Origin of the sequence: Kribbella sp. NBC_01245 (assembly GCF_036226525.1) — a bacterium.
Lineage (GTDB): Bacteria > Actinomycetota > Actinomycetes > Propionibacteriales > Kribbellaceae > Kribbella.
Genome location: NZ_CP108487.1, coordinates 2,864,613 through 2,878,476, shown reverse-complemented (window position 1 = coordinate 2,878,476; position 13,864 = coordinate 2,864,613). Strand labels below are relative to the sequence as shown.

The following is a 13,864-nucleotide window of genomic DNA, read 5'->3' as shown; positions in this document are numbered from 1 at the left end:
CGGACTTGTGATCCGGCGAGCCAACGATCCGCCAGCACGTATAGGGCTGTTGGATCAGCCGTTCTGGGCGCGCTCGATGAACGCGACCGCGTCACCGACGGTCTTCAGGTTCTTGACCTCTTCGTCGGGGATCTTCACGCTGAACTTCTCCTCAGCGGCGACCACGACCTCCACCATGGAGAGCGAGTCGACGTCGAGGTCGTCGGTGAAGGACTTGTCCAGCTGGACGTCCTCGACCGGGATGCCGGCGATCTCGTTCACGATGTCGGCGAGGCTGGAACGGATCTCTTCGGTGCTGGCCATCTGTGCATTCCCTTTCGGATTTACTACTGACAAGTGCTGGTGGAGGGGTCCTGCGCCGTCCCGGTCCACCTGAGCCGGGACGGACAACATGATTGCGTAAGGCAGGAAGCGCTACGGCAGCCGGATGACCTGAGCGGCGTACACCAGGCCGGCGCCGAAGCCGATGATGAGGGCGGTGTCCCCGCTCTTGAGCTCACCCGACTCGCGCATTGCGTCGATCGCGAGTGGCACCGAGGCCGCCGAGGTGTTGCCCTGGCGGACGATGTCGCGCGCGACCTTGACGTGCTCGGGCAGCTTCAGCGAGCGGATCATCGCGTCGGTGATCCGGTTGTTCGCCTGGTGCGGAATGAACGCGTCCAGGTCCTCGGCCTTCACGCCGGCCACGTCCAGCGCCTGCTGGGCGACCTTGGCCATCTCGTACGACGCCCAGCGGAAGACCGGGTTGCCCTCCATCGTCAGGTTCGGCCAGTTCGCGCTCTCGGCCGCCTCCTGCCAGGACTCCTTCTGCGCGATCACGTGGTGCTGGGTGCCGTCGGAACCCCACACGACCGGGCCGATGCCGTTCTGGTCGGACGGGCCGACCACGGCCGCACCCGCGCCGTCCGCGAAGATGAACGCCGTACCACGGTCCGTACGGTCGGTGATGTCGCTGAGCCGCTCGACCCCGATCACCAGCACGTACGGCGAGGAGCCGCCGCGGACCAGGTCGTTCGCCAGGGCGACGCCGTAGCAGAACCCGGCGCAAGCGGCCGAGACGTCGAACGCGGCCGCCGTCGGCGCACCCACCTCGACGGCGATCTGGGTGGCGATCGCGGGCGTCTGGTAGAGGTGCGTGACGGTGGCGACGATGACGCAACCGATCTGCGCCGGGTCGATGCCCGAGTCGGTCAGGGCGTCCTTCGCGGCGGACACGGACATCGCCAGCACGGTCTCGTCCGGATCGGCCCAGCGCCGTTCCTTGATCCCGGAACGGGTCTGGATCCACTCGTCCGAGGAGTCGATGTGCTCGAGGATCTCGGCATTGCTGACCACCCGGCGCGGGCGGTAGGCGCCCAGGCCGAGAATGGTCGCGTGACCTGCGCCGCTGGACTGCGTGATCGATCCGGTCATCGGGCTCCTGCCTGGGGGTGGAGACGAACCAGTGGCTGACCGGGGGAGACCGGATCGCCTTCTTCGACGAGCCACTCGACCACGATGCCGCCGTGCGGGGCCTTCACCTCGAGCGAGTCGCGCAGGCTCTTCACGATCGCCACGGTCTCGCCGGGCTGGACGGAATCGCCGCTCTCGCGCGGCTCCTGCTCGCCGCGGGTGAAGATGCCCTTCATCGGCGAGACGAGCAGCCGCCAGGTCGGCGAGGCGTCGATCTCGGACGGGCTGCCGTGCTTCTCGACGAACGCGCGGGCGTCGTCCAGCTGGTCCGGCGTCTTGAGGGCGAAGGTCTCGACGCCCTTGAGCGCGCGCTTCGCGATACCGGTCAGCGTGCCCGCCGGCGGCATCTCGAGGATGCCGGTGACGTTGAGGTCGGCCATCGTCTGCATGCACAGGTCCCAGCGGACCGGCGCGCTGACCTGCTGGACCAGGCGCTGCAGGACCTCGCGGCCGTCGTGCACGATCTGGCCGTCGCGGTTCGAGATCAGGCGCGAGCGCGGGTCGTGCGTGGTGATGGCCTGCGCGTAGTGGCCGAGGACCTGGACCGCGGGCTCCATGTGCTCGGTGTGGAAGGCGCCGGCGACCGACAGCGGGATCAGCCGCGCTTTGGCCGGGCCGTCCTCTGCGAAGGCGGCGAGCTGCTCGACCGTACCCGCTGCGACGACCTGGCCGGGGCCGTTGTCGTTCGCGGCGACCAGGCCGTGCTCGGCGATCTTGGCCAGCACCTCGTCGCGGTCGCCACCGAGCACCGCTGTCATCGAGGTGGCTGCATGCTTCGCGGCGGCGGCCATCGCCTTACCGCGCTCGCGGACCAGCACCATCGCCTGCTCCGCGCTCAGCACGCCGACACCGACGGCGGCGGCGATCTCACCGACGCTGTGACCGGCGGCCGCGCCCATCGTGCGGAAGGCGTCGGACGGGTGCGGGAACACCGCCAGGGCGGCGAGCAGGCTGGACGCGACCAGCAGTGGCTGCGCGATCGCGGTGTCGCGGATCGTCTCCGCGTCGGCCTTCGTGCCGTAGTGGGCGAGGTCGATTCCGGCGACCGCGGACAACCAGTCGAGCCGGCCGGCGAAGGCGGGATCTTCCAGCCACGGTTCGAGGAATCCTGGGGTCTGGGCGCCTTGACCAGGCGCGACGATGACGAGCACGTGACAACTCTCCCTGAGCCCGGCGCTTCGTGGGTCTGGGATGCGCACGAATTCTGCCGGGCCGTATTTGTCACTATCCTACAAAACGTGGCTACTCGCGTCGGGTGTCAGCAGTCTGCCGAGGGCTAGTGCGACACGCAATGTAAAAGCGTCGCGGGGGTTCGTCGGGGAGTAGCCGGTGATCTCCCCGGCGCGTCGCAGCCGGTACCGGACGGTATTCGGGTGGATGAACATCTCCCGGGCCGTCGCCTCGATAGAACCACCGGCATCGAGGTACGTCGAGACTGTGTCCAACAACACTCCGTCACCAATGGCCAAAGGCCCGTACACATCCGCGGCCAACTGTCGCCGTGCGTGACCATCACCCGAAAGTGACCGCTCTGGCAGCAGTTCGTCGGCCATCACCGGCCGGGGCGCGTCCGGCCAGGCGGGTGCCGCGCGCAGGCCGGCGACCGCCGCCCGCGCCGAGGTGACGGCCGACATCAGGTCCTTCACCACCGGCCCGACGACGATCGGGCCAGGCCCGAACCGGTCCGCGAGCTTTTGTACGATCTCGACAGGTTTGCTCGTACCCCCGAGTACTATCACCAGCCGGTCGCCCTGCATCGCGCACAACGCGTCCACCCCGTGCTGCCGAGCCGCATGCCGTACGGCGTCCGCGACGTTGGTGTTCCCGCTGTCGCCATCCGGCGCCCGCCCGACCACGACGGCGACCTGCGACGACGTCTGACCGCTCGCGTGCGGGCCCATCGTCGAGCCGGTCCAGCCCAGTGCCGAGGCACGCGACCGGACGGATTCGTCGGCCTCACCACGGATGACCGAGTCGACCACGAGCGCCTCCAGCCGGGCATCCCACGCGCCGCGCATCTCCGCCGCCTGGGCGTAGACCGTCGCCGCCGCGAACGCGACCTCGCGCGCATACCGGTGGATGGCCTCGCGCACGATCGGTACGTCGTCCGGCGGTAGTAGGTCGCCGATGGTGTTCTCGATCATCTCGATGGTCGTCCGGACGAGATCGACCGTCTGGTGCAGCGAGATGACCCGGGTGAACTCCCGCGGTGCCGAACCGAACATCCGCGTCGGCATCGACGAATGCGCGTCGGGATCGTGGAACCAGTCGACAAAAGCGGTGATACCCGACTGCGCGACGAGCCCGATCCACGAACGATCCTGCGCCGACAACTGCCGGAACCACGGCAGCTTCTCGTCCATCGCGGCCGTCGCGGCGGTCGACAACGCCCCGGTCGCACTCTGCAGCCGATCCGCCCGCGCCTGATGCGCGACCTCTTCAGCCGTACGCCGCTTCCGCCGCGCCTTCTCCGGCACAGCCTCGTTCTCGTTCTCCACCCGGCGCGCCACCCTCCGACCTTACGTCGTACCCGCCTATCTACCCGCTCCAGCCGAAGTCGCACCCCGTCGGCCCTTCCTTTGGGCGCCCGCCCTCGAGCTGCCCCGACGGCTGGATCGTGTCTGCCGCCCCTGTTACCAGGCGCTGGCTACGGTGGTTGAATGACAGCCCGGTACAACGGCTTGGCCGACTGGTACGACGAGCGTTTCCGCGAAGGCGCCGAGGACAACCGGCCGTATCTGCTCGAGCTGCTCGGCCAGGGAACAGGCCGGTGTCTCGACCTCGGCTGCGGCACCGGCTGGAACCTGGCGACGATCGAGCAGACCGGTCGTTCGGTCGTCGGGGCGGACCGTTCCAGCGACCAGCTCCGGTTGGCGCGGACCAGGTCGGACGCGCCGCTGGTCGAGCTGGACGGCGCCCACCTTCCCTTCCGGGACGGCGCCTTCAGCACTGTCACGACCTTGTGGATCTCCACCGACGTGGACGACTTCGCGGGCACCATCCGGGAGGCCGCCCGGGTGCTCGAGCCGGGTGGCGTGCTGATCTCCTACGGGGTTCACCCCTGCTTCAACGGTCCTCACGTGGAGTACCACGAGGACGGAGCCCGGACCGCCCACACGACCTATCGCGAGTCCGGCCGGCACCAGCCCGCGCCGTACTGGAGCGACGAGGGAATCCGGGCGAACGTCGGCATGCGGCACCTCCCACTGGCCGAGTTCCTGACCACGTTCCTCCAAGCGGGCTTGGCGATCGAGCGCGTCATGGAGCCCAGGGAGGACCCTGTCCCGCACGCACTCGCGGTCAGGACCCGCCGCCTCTGACGTGTTTCCCGCGAGTGGCCTGGATCGTCCAGGCCGCGGATCCGTAAAGGACGCCGTCGCCGGTGTCATGAGCGGTGAGGGTGGCTGCCAGGTTGTCGAGGGCGCGCCGCTTGCCGTCGTCGTCGAGGTCCTCGAGCATCCAGCCGAGGAGGCCGAGGACGAAGCGCTGCGCGTCGTCGGCGTCCTTGCCGAACCACATCGGCTCGCGGTGAGGTTCGAGCTGGATATCGACGAACCCGGCCGCGCCGAGAATGGCCCGGATTCGGTCGGGATCCGCGAGTGAGAACGGGCCGGGCGCGCCGGGTGGTGGCGCGGGAAGGTCGCGACCGGCAGCCATGGCGGTCATGAGCTCGCGGAGCCATTCGTTGTCGCCGAAACCCTGCCAGGTGGACAGCACGAGGCGCCCGCCTGGACGAAGCGCCCGGGCGATATTCGTGAAGGCGGCAACCGGGTCCCCGAAGAACATGGCGCCGCTACGGCTGATGGCCACGTCGTACGCCTCGGCTGTGAAGGGGTGGATCTGGGCATCGGCCTGCTCGAATCGCACATTGCGCACGCCTTCCCTGGCGGCGGCCTGCCGGGCGTAGTCGAGCATCGCCGGCGACAGGTCGACCCCGAGAGCTGACCCCGAGCTCGCGGCGCGTGCGGCGTCGCGGGTGGTCTGGCCCGTCCCGCAGCCGATGTCGAGCACGTGATCGTGAGCCGAGATACCGGCCACGGCCATGAACGGGCCGTGATATCGCTCGACGGCGCGGTCGATGTGCTCGGCGTTGACCGCCCAGTACGCGCCTTCGTTCCCACCCCAGGCCTTCGCCTGGTCGGTGTTGGCCGGGTCCACCTTGATCGCGATCGGCTCATTCACCGTGAACCTCCTTCATGGTCCTTCGAGGACTACAATGGTCCTCGGAGGACTATATGACAAGACGCAAAGACGAACTGAACACCACCTCGTTCGCCATGCTCGGGATGTTGGCGATCCGCCCGTGGTCGACGTACGAGCTCGCCAAACACGTCGATCGCAGCCTGCGTCCGCTGTGGCCAAGGGCTCGCAGCAATCTGTTCAACGAGCCGAAGAAGCTCGTGGTCCACGGTCTGGCCACCGCCACTGAGGAGGCCGTCGGGCGCCGTCCCCGCACGATCTACACGATCACCCCGGCCGGCCGACGCGCCCTGCGCCAGTGGCTTGGCACACCGGGCGAGGGGCCTGTCATCGAGTTCGAGCAACTCCTCAAGGTCTTCTTCTCCGACCACGGCACCAAGACCGACACCCTGAACGCAGTCGCCACCATCAAGGACTGGGCACGCGAACGCAACGCGCAGAACGTCAGCGTCGCTCGCGACTACCTCGCCGGGACCGGCCCATTCCCAGACCGAGCCGCCGTGGTCAGCGTGGTCGGACGGTTCCACACCGACTTCGCCGACATGGTCGACGCGTGGGCCGACTGGGCCACCACCACCATCGAGACCTGGCCCGAGGATCCCAGCCAGGCCACGCCGGACTGGACCATCATGAAAAGGATCGCGCAACGCGACCCGGACCAGAGGTGACCACTCGTCCCCAGTGACGCGGCATGATGGGGGGATGGTGGATAAGGCGGGTGTGGCGGCGGCGGTCGAGGCGTTGCGGTCGATCGCGTACTACCTGGAGCGGGATCGGCAGCCGACGTACCGGGTGCGGGCTTACCGGCAGGCGGCCGACACGATCGAGGGGCTGCCCGTGGTCGAGGTGCGGGCGCGGCACCGGGCCGCGACGATGACCGAGCTGGCCGGGATCGGGCCGAAGACCGAGGCCGTCATAGTGGAGGCGCTGGAGGGCAAGACCCCGGCGTACCTGACGAAACTCGAGAAGGACGCGAAGGACCTGACCAAAGGCGGGGCAACTCTCCGGGCCGCGTTGAAGGCGGATCTGCATCTGCACTCGGACTGGTCCGACGGCGGCAGCCCGATCGAGGAGATGGCGCGGACGGCGAAGCGCCTCGGGCACGACTACATGGTGCTGACCGATCATTCGCCGCGATTGACCGTCGCCAACGGGCTGAGCCGGGCCCGCCGGCTGGAGCAACTCGACGTGGTGGCGAAGCTCAACGCCGAACTCGAGCACGAGCTGGACGGCTTCCGCATCCTGAACGGGATCGAGGTCGACATCCTGGACGACGGTTCGCTCGACTGCGACGACGACATCCTGGCGCGGCTCGACATCGTCGTGGCCAGCGTGCACTCCAAGCTGCGGATGGCGTCCGGCCCGATGACCGAGCGAATGGTCCGGGCCGTCGCGAATCCGCACGTCGACATCCTCGGGCATTGCACCGGCCGGCTGGTCACGGGCGAGCGGGGTAAGCGGCCGGAGTCGGAGTTCGACGCGGAGATCGTGTTCGAGGCGTGCCACCAGTTCGGCACGGCGGTGGAGATCAACTCGCGGCCGGAGCGACTGGATCCACCTCGGCGGTTGTTGTCGATGGCGGTCGAGACGGGCTGTCTGTTCTCGATCGACACCGATGCGCATGCGCCGGGACAGCTCGACTGGCAGGTGTACGGCTGCGAGCGCGCCGAGGAATGTGGTGTCACCGCGGATCGCGTGATCAACACCTGGGGCGCGGAAACCCTGCTGCAATGGGCCGCGGTATGAAAGGGGCCGTGACGTGAGCAATCTCGAGCGCGATCCCGCCGAGTCGGAGTGCGGCGCGGAGGCCGTTCAGGACGATGCGCTGGAGTTCCTCGAGCCGCGCAAGGTCGTGCTCGGTAGGACCACCCAGGTCCGCCGCCTACTGCCGAACAAGAACCGCCGCATGATCGGCGCGTGGTGCTTCGTCGACCACTACGGTCCGGACGACCTGAGCGCACGAGTCGACTCGTACGACGCACCCGGCCCGCGCGGCATGCTCGTACCGCCGCATCCGCACACCGGCCTGCAGACCGTCAGCTGGTTGTTCGAGGGCGAGATCGAGCATCGCGACAGCGTCGGCTCACACGCGATCGTCCGCCCGGGCGAGCTCAACATCATGACCTCGGGCAATGGCATCGCGCATTCCGAGGTCTCCGTGCCGGACGGCCCGTCGATCCTGCACGGCTGCCAGCTCTGGGTCGCGCTGCCCGACGACGCGCGGGCGTCCGTGCCACCCGCTTTCAACCAGTACGTCGACCTGCCAGTCGCCACGTTCAACGGCGCCAAGGCGACAGTGCTGATCGGTTCGGTCGCGGGCGTCACCTCACCAGCTCCGGCGTACACGCCCTTGGTCGGCGCGGACCTGGCCATCGATGCGGGACAGACTCTGGCCTTGCCGCTCACACCCGAGTTCGAGTACGGCGTACTGGTGGTGGCCGGGCGGCTGCGGATCGGCGACCTCACCCTTGGCCACGGCGAGATGGTCTACCTGGGCACCGGCCGGACCGAGATCGACCTTTCGACCGAGATCGAAACCGAGATCGAAACCGAGGGCGAAGGCGTGCGATGCATGTTGCTCGGTGGTGCGCCGTTCGAGGAGCGCCTGGTGATGTGGTGGAACTTCATCGGCCGATCGCATGCCGACATCGTCACCGCCCGCGCCGACTGGCAGGCGGCGATCGATGCCGGTGGCAACGACCGGTTTGCGATGGTGCCGGGCTACGACGGCGACCCACTGCCCGCACCCGGCCTGCCCGCGACCGAGCTGAAACCCCGCGGCCGCTCGCGCTGACCGGGCATAACGCTTGGGTTATCGATTTCCCGACCGATTCGATACTGGTGCTAATGGTTAATCCAAGGCCTGTGGAACGGCTACCGTAGGGCGGTGCTGATCACCAGGCTGGGTCCCGACGACCTCGCCACCACCCGCTTCACGGTCTCGCCGTTGTGGGAGACCGTGACCAGCCGATGGGCGATGCAGGACCCGGCCCGGCACGCCGTACACCTGCCCTGGATCCGGAACGCGCGGCAGATCGATCGTTCGGCGGACTTCCAGCAGTATCGCGAGGTGCTCGATTCGCTGATCCGCGTCGGCTCGTGGATCCCGGACTTCCTCACTCCGCCGCCAGACGATGGACCGCCCGACTTCCACGCCGAGTTGACCGCGTTGGCCGAGACGCCGCTCGACCAGATGCGGGCCGATCTCGCCGAGACGCAATCGCGAACGCCGCTGCAAGGTCTCGGCCGGCAGTTCCTCGAAGAACCCGAGCGCTACTTGCCCGAGCTGGTCGAGGCTCTGAACGCCTGGTGGACGTTGGCGATCGAGCCGTCCTGGCCACAACTCCGGGCGGTGCTCGAGGCCGATATCGCCGAGCGGAGCCGGACGTTGGCCGAGCACGGACCCGCCCGGATGTTCGGCGAGTTGCACCCGAGCCTGCGCTGGCGCGACGGCGTGCTCGAAATGGAGAACCGCTGCGAGCTCGACTTCGCCAGTACGGCGACCGACGCGGGTCTGCCGATGGCGCCGAGCGTCTTTCTCGCGGGACCGCCCGCGTTCTTCGTTCGGCCGGGCGAGCCGTTGTTCATGTGGTACGCGATCGAGGTGCCGGCGACCTTCTGGCGTGGTGGTCCATCGCCGCAATTGGTGCAGCTGATGGGTGATGCCCGCGCGCGCCTGCTCGCCGTACTCGATGAACCGCGGACCGCCGATGAGGTCGCGAGCCGTCTCGGCCTGTCGATGCGCGAGGTCACGGCCGACCTCCTGGTCTTGCAAGAGGCCGGCCTGCTGGTAAGCCACAACGACTCTTACGCCCGCACCGAACTCGGACGCTCGCTCTCGAACTTGAGTTGACCGCCCGACCGGCGCCGGTAGTAGGCCCAGGTCAGCAGTAGCAGCAGCGGTCCCCAGAGCAGCAGCGGTAGGTAGGCGCCGATCATCAGCGCGGCCCAGCCGTCGTTCGCGAACGGGATGTCGATGCCGGTGAACAGGTCGCGGAAGCCGTAACCCCAGATCCCGATCAGGCCGAGCGAGCCGAGCGTCGCCGGGATGATGGCGGCGTACGGCGCGACGCGACGCCCACCGAGCCAGGGGATCCAGCGCGGCACCACCTCACCCCACGGCCGGACCAGGCCGAACGACAATAGGGCAAGCAATTCCGACACCACGCTCAGGCCCACGACGTACGCGACCTCCCAGCCGCGGACGTACAGGGGATTGCCGTGCAGATCGACCGTGCCCATCGAGAAGCCGAGGGCCAGGCCGATCCGCCAGAGGCCGGACGGCAACGTGAGCAGCGGGATGAGGTGGGCGACTCGTTCGGCCCAGCGGGGTACGGAGGTCATGGTTCGAGCATCGGCCCGAACCACGACCGGGGGATCCCTCTAGTGGGTGAACGAGCTCCCTCGCTGGTCGGCATGGCGGCGGATCCAGGGGGAGAGGAAGTACAACGCGATGGCGAAGACGATGGTGACCACGGCCAGGCCACCGAAGTACGACGTGTCCGACGCGCCCTCGGTCGCCTGCACGAGTTGGGCCGTGATCGCCTGCCCCGCGGCCGGCGCGAGGAACCACAGCGCCATCATCTGGCTCGTGAACGCCCGCGGCGCCAGCACAGTCGTCGCGGCCAGGCCGACCGGCGACAGGAACAACTCGCCGAGCGTCTGGATGACGTACACGAGCACGAGCCAAAGCGGCGAGGCCAGGCCCTCCCCGGCGATCGACGAGGCCAGTGCCATCACGCCGAAGGAGATGCCCGCGAGCAGCAGGCCGGTCGCGAACTTCTGGCCGATGGCCGGGCCGCGATCGCCGAGCTTGATCCAGATCACGGCGAACACCGGCGCGAGCAGGATGATCGAGAACGGGTTGATCGACTGGAAGAATTCCGGCGTGATCGTGATGCCGAACACCGACAACTCGGTCCGGTTCGCCGCGAACGACGTCAGCGTGGTGGCCGCCTGCTCGAACACCATGAAGAAGAGCATCGCCGCGATGAACAGCGGGATGTACGCGCGGACCCGCTGGCGCTCGACCGGCGTGACGAGCGGGCTGCGCAGCAACATCGTGAAGTAGGCGATCGGTGCCAGGAAACACAGGTACGAGATCGCGTCCACCACCGGCTTCGGGCCGATCCCGCCGGACCGCCAGGCCGACCAGCTGAACACCGCGACGAGCAGTACGACGACCGCGAGGCTGACCCGGATCATCGTCGGCCGGTCCTCGGGCGTGAGCGGGTTCGGCGGGGTGTCGCCGCGACCCTCGAGCGTCCGGCGGCCAAGCACGTACGACACCAGGGCCAGTGTCATCCCGACGGCTGCCGCGCCGAACGCCACGTGGAAGCCGAAGTGCTCGCGCAGGAAGCCGACCACGAACGGCGCGCTGAACGAGCCGATGTTGATCCCCATGTAGAAGATCGAGAATGCGGAGTCGCGGCGCGGGTCCTCCCGCTCGTACAGGTTGCCGACCATGGTGGAGACGTTCGGCTTGAGCAGACCGGTGCCGAGGGCAACCAACGCGATGCCCAGGTAGGCGGTCGCGTCGGCCGGCAGGGTGAGGGACAGATGGCCGGCCACGATGATGGCACCGCCGTACAGCACGGTCTTGCGGGCACCGATCACCCGGTCGGCGAACCAGCCGCCGAGCACCGACAGCAGGTAGACCGAGGCGCCGTAGATCGAGACGACTGCCTCGCCGAGGGATTGCCCGAGTCCGAGGCCGTGCGCTTTGTCGGTCAAGTACAGCAACAGGATGGCGCGCATCCCGTAGTAGCTGAAGCGCTCCCACAACTCGGTGGTGAACAACGTCGCCAGACCGCGAGGGTGGCCGAAGAAGGTCTTCTCGGAACCGGTCTGGACTCCCTGTGACACGACAACTACTCCCAGCTAACTCGTTGGACCCCCAACGACTCTAAGTGGTTGAAGATCTGCCGAGTTGCCCGGGTCAGGCGTGGAGCTTGATCTCGCCGAGTTGGAAGAGGTGGAAACCCGAGTCGGCGAAGCGGTACAGCCTGGTCGCCTGGACCTCGACGCAGCGGGTTGATCGCGGGGAGAAGCCGAAGGTCTGCCGGAAGCGGCCTGGGTTCCAGTAGCCGCCGCGGGCGACGACCGTGGTCCATGCGGTGCAGTTGGCGTCGGTGGCTACTCGGACGGTGAAGTCGATCGGGAAACCCTTGCCCTCGTTGCCGGGATCCGTTCGGGGGAAGAGGTCGATCCGGCTGGGGGTTCGGGCTGACGGGAGGGTCAGGCGGACCGATTCGGGGTGGTTGTCGGTGCGGCCCCATTGGCTTGACCAGCCGTGGTTGGGTGCTTCGGAGGGCTCCTGGCCGTCGATGACGTACTGCGTGACCCGGACGTTCTTCCCATCGGCCGCGTACGGCAGGTTGCCGATATTGATCGAGACGTCGGTCGGGCTGTCCTGGTAGTTCCACATCACCACGGTGACGGCCTTGCTCGCCGGGTCTTTCGTGGTGATGGCGCCGACCCGACGAGTGTCCGTTCCTGGGCCGGACAGGTTCGTCGACAGCAGGGTCGGCTGGAGGCGGTTGAACAACTTGTACGTGTTGAAGACGGACTTCCGGTGGTTGTCGACGGTGACGAGCCCGAGGTCACCGTTGAACAGCTTGGTCGGGGTGAGGCCTTCCTTCGGCGCGAAGTGGAACACCTTCCCCAGCCCTGGTCTCGCCATCGCCTGGTCCAATCTCCAGGCGGTAAGGACGCCATCACGTTGGTGTCGGACATGGCGCCCGGTCCCTGCGTCATATTCGGGCTGGCGTGCCACTCGGTGATGAAGATGGGGGTGTCGCCACGTCCGTTGCGGGCCAGTCCGCCTTTGCCTGGACCAGGTCGAAGGTCCCGCCGTACTCGTGAATGCTGAGATAGTCGAGCGGCACCGAGGGGTTCTGGCCGAGGTAGTCCGTGAAGTCGCGGATGAACGGTCCGGTCGGCTGGGCCGTGGCCGGACCGCCGACTTTCGCGGACGGGTCGGCTGCGCGGACGCCTTCAACCGTCGCCTTGTACATCGCGTTGTACTGGGCCTGGGTGCCGCTCCAGAACGACGTACCGAGGTTGGGCTCGTTCCACACTTCCCAGTACCAGCCGGTGTGGCCCTTGTCCTTGTAGTGCTGGACGACGTTCTGGACGATCAGCTTCCAGTACGCGTTGTTGTTCGGGATGGCGTTGTTGAAGCCCTCGGCCTTGGTTGCGCCACCGAGCACCTCGGGGGTGAAGGCCAGACCCATCATCGGGGTCAAACCCTTCTCCAGCAGCGGCAACACCACCCGGTCGAGCTTGGTGAAGTCGTAGCTGAAGTTCGGGCCGGTGCCGGACACGACGTTGTAGAAGTTCTCGTTCAGCAGGTGGGTGACCGTGACGAACTGAAGCCCCGCCTCCTTGAACTGGTCGTACGACTCGGGCAGCCAGTTCAAGCTGTTGTGCGTCTTGTAGCCGCCCTCGTTAGCGTTCAGGTACTTCGACTTGTCGAACACGCCAGCGTCGCTCTGGTAGTTCGCAGAGATCGTCACCGTCGCCGCCTCGGCCGTCGGCGCCGCGACCAAACCGCAAACCGCCAGCACCGCTGTTGCCAGCAACCCAGACCAGACGCGAGATCTCATGCCCGCAACCATGGCGCCCAGATCACCACCGCGTAAGCGTTTTCGCCTCCATCGAAAAGGCCCGGTCGCTCAGTAGTCTTTCGTGGCATGACTGCCCAAATTCTTACCCTTGTCGGGGTTGTCATTGGCGCGTTCACTTCGTACCTGGCGACGGCGGCGGCGGAGCGGGCGAAATTCAAGCGGGCGATGGCGATGCGGTGGGATGAGCGAAGGCTCGAGACCTACATCGCCTACACCACCGCGGTGAAGGAAGTGGTCCGCGCAGGCGGGGTGATGTTCGAACCCCACAACACGGGTGCGGACGACAGCCGGCATGCAGCCGCGATGGAGGAGGCCAACGCACGTCGTTCGGTGACCTTCGAGACCCTGCTGCTCCTGGCCAGCCCGGCGACCATCGAGGTTGCCCACGAGCTGAACCACGAGGTGCGCAAAGCGATGACCCATGTACGTCTTCCCGAGCACCGCGAGCCGGATGGCTGGGAGTCGATCGGTCCCGAGGCGATGAGGCTGCTGAACAAGCTGCACGAGGTGGCTCGTCAGGACCTGGGCGTCAGCTGGACCAGCTGAACGAGAAGAGCCGCCCACCCGGTTGAACGGGTGGGCGG

15 protein-coding genes are annotated in these 13,864 nt (G+C 67.6%); 6 read left to right on the top strand and 9 right to left on the bottom strand.

The genetic code is table 11. From position 1 onward, the window contains the following. Positions 1-54: 54 nt before the first annotated feature. The 4 genes from OG394_RS12625 to OG394_RS12610 all read right to left on the bottom strand — a co-directional run bounded on the left by OG394_RS12625 (position 55) and on the right by OG394_RS12610 (position 3,929). Entirely contained in the window at positions 55-303 is a 249-nt protein-coding gene (locus OG394_RS12625; protein WP_328995443.1) for an acyl carrier protein, read from the bottom strand. Between the two features lie 111 nt (positions 304-414). After that, a complete protein-coding gene (locus OG394_RS12620; RefSeq protein WP_328995442.1) occupies positions 415-1,413 on the bottom strand; it encodes a beta-ketoacyl-ACP synthase III in 999 nt (332 codons plus the stop codon). Next, entirely contained in the window at positions 1,410-2,603 is a 1,194-nt protein-coding gene (locus OG394_RS12615; RefSeq protein ID WP_328995441.1) for an acyltransferase domain-containing protein, read from the bottom strand. The genes OG394_RS12620 and OG394_RS12615 overlap by 4 nt, the downstream gene beginning before the upstream one ends. 78 nt (positions 2,604-2,681) lie before the next feature. Then, positions 2,682-3,929, bottom strand: coding sequence for a PucR family transcriptional regulator (locus OG394_RS12610; RefSeq protein ID WP_442914304.1), 1,248 nt, complete (start codon positions 3,927-3,929; stop codon positions 2,682-2,684). A 183-nt stretch (positions 3,930-4,112) separates the two neighbouring features. Here OG394_RS12610 and OG394_RS12605 point away from each other — a divergent pair, with 183 nt between their 5' ends. After that, positions 4,113-4,772 (top strand): class I SAM-dependent methyltransferase, encoded by a 660-nt coding sequence (locus tag OG394_RS12605; protein WP_328995438.1) that lies wholly within the window; start codon positions 4,113-4,115, stop codon positions 4,770-4,772. On the opposite strand, the gene OG394_RS12600 is transcribed toward OG394_RS12605, so the two are convergent. Beyond that, positions 4,753-5,634 carry a class I SAM-dependent methyltransferase gene (locus OG394_RS12600; protein ID WP_328995437.1) on the bottom strand — a complete coding sequence of 294 codons (882 nt, stop codon included), beginning with the start codon at positions 5,632-5,634 and terminating at the stop codon, positions 4,753-4,755. The two genes, OG394_RS12605 and OG394_RS12600, sit on opposite strands and share 20 nt — an antisense overlap. Before the next feature lie 53 nt (positions 5,635-5,687). Here OG394_RS12600 and OG394_RS12595 point away from each other — a divergent pair, with 53 nt between their 5' ends. The 4 genes from OG394_RS12595 (at position 5,688) to OG394_RS12580 (ending at position 9,505) form a co-directional block, all read left to right on the top strand. After that, positions 5,688-6,320 (top strand): PadR family transcriptional regulator, encoded by a 633-nt coding sequence (locus tag OG394_RS12595; protein WP_328995436.1) that lies wholly within the window; start codon positions 5,688-5,690, stop codon positions 6,318-6,320. Between the two features lie 34 nt (positions 6,321-6,354). Beyond that, complete coding sequence (locus tag OG394_RS12590) at positions 6,355-7,398, top strand: PHP domain-containing protein (protein ID WP_328995435.1); 1,044 nt, start codon at positions 6,355-6,357, stop codon at positions 7,396-7,398. 13 nt (positions 7,399-7,411) lie between these two features. Further along, positions 7,412-8,446: a pirin family protein gene (locus tag OG394_RS12585; RefSeq protein WP_328995434.1), complete on the top strand. Its 1,035-nt coding sequence runs from the start codon at positions 7,412-7,414 to the stop codon at positions 8,444-8,446. Between the two features lie 93 nt (positions 8,447-8,539). Further along, complete coding sequence (locus OG394_RS12580) at positions 8,540-9,505, top strand: helix-turn-helix domain-containing protein (RefSeq protein ID WP_328995433.1); 966 nt, start codon at positions 8,540-8,542, stop codon at positions 9,503-9,505. Here the strand turns inward: OG394_RS12580 and OG394_RS12575 are convergent. From OG394_RS12575 to OG394_RS12560, 4 genes are all read right to left on the bottom strand, one after another. After that, a complete protein-coding gene (locus OG394_RS12575) occupies positions 9,460-9,996 on the bottom strand; it encodes a hypothetical protein (RefSeq protein WP_328995431.1) in 537 nt (178 codons plus the stop codon). The two genes, OG394_RS12580 and OG394_RS12575, sit on opposite strands and share 46 nt — an antisense overlap. 39 nt (positions 9,997-10,035) lie before the next feature. Next, a complete protein-coding gene (locus OG394_RS12570) occupies positions 10,036-11,517 on the bottom strand; it encodes a peptide MFS transporter (protein WP_328995429.1) in 1,482 nt (493 codons plus the stop codon). Positions 11,518-11,590: 73 nt separating this feature from the next. Continuing rightward, positions 11,591-12,334 (bottom strand): hypothetical protein, encoded by a 744-nt coding sequence (locus OG394_RS12565; protein ID WP_328995427.1) that lies wholly within the window; start codon positions 12,332-12,334, stop codon positions 11,591-11,593. A gap of 70 nt (positions 12,335-12,404) precedes the next feature. Further along, positions 12,405-13,259 carry a GH39 family glycosyl hydrolase gene (locus OG394_RS12560; protein WP_328995426.1) on the bottom strand — a complete coding sequence of 285 codons (855 nt, stop codon included), beginning with the start codon at positions 13,257-13,259 and terminating at the stop codon, positions 12,405-12,407. Between the two features lie 87 nt (positions 13,260-13,346). Here OG394_RS12560 and OG394_RS12555 point away from each other — a divergent pair, with 87 nt between their 5' ends. Further along, positions 13,347-13,826 carry a hypothetical protein gene (locus tag OG394_RS12555; protein WP_328995425.1) on the top strand — a complete coding sequence of 160 codons (480 nt, stop codon included), beginning with the start codon at positions 13,347-13,349 and terminating at the stop codon, positions 13,824-13,826. The last annotated feature ends 38 nt before the right edge of the window (positions 13,827-13,864 follow it).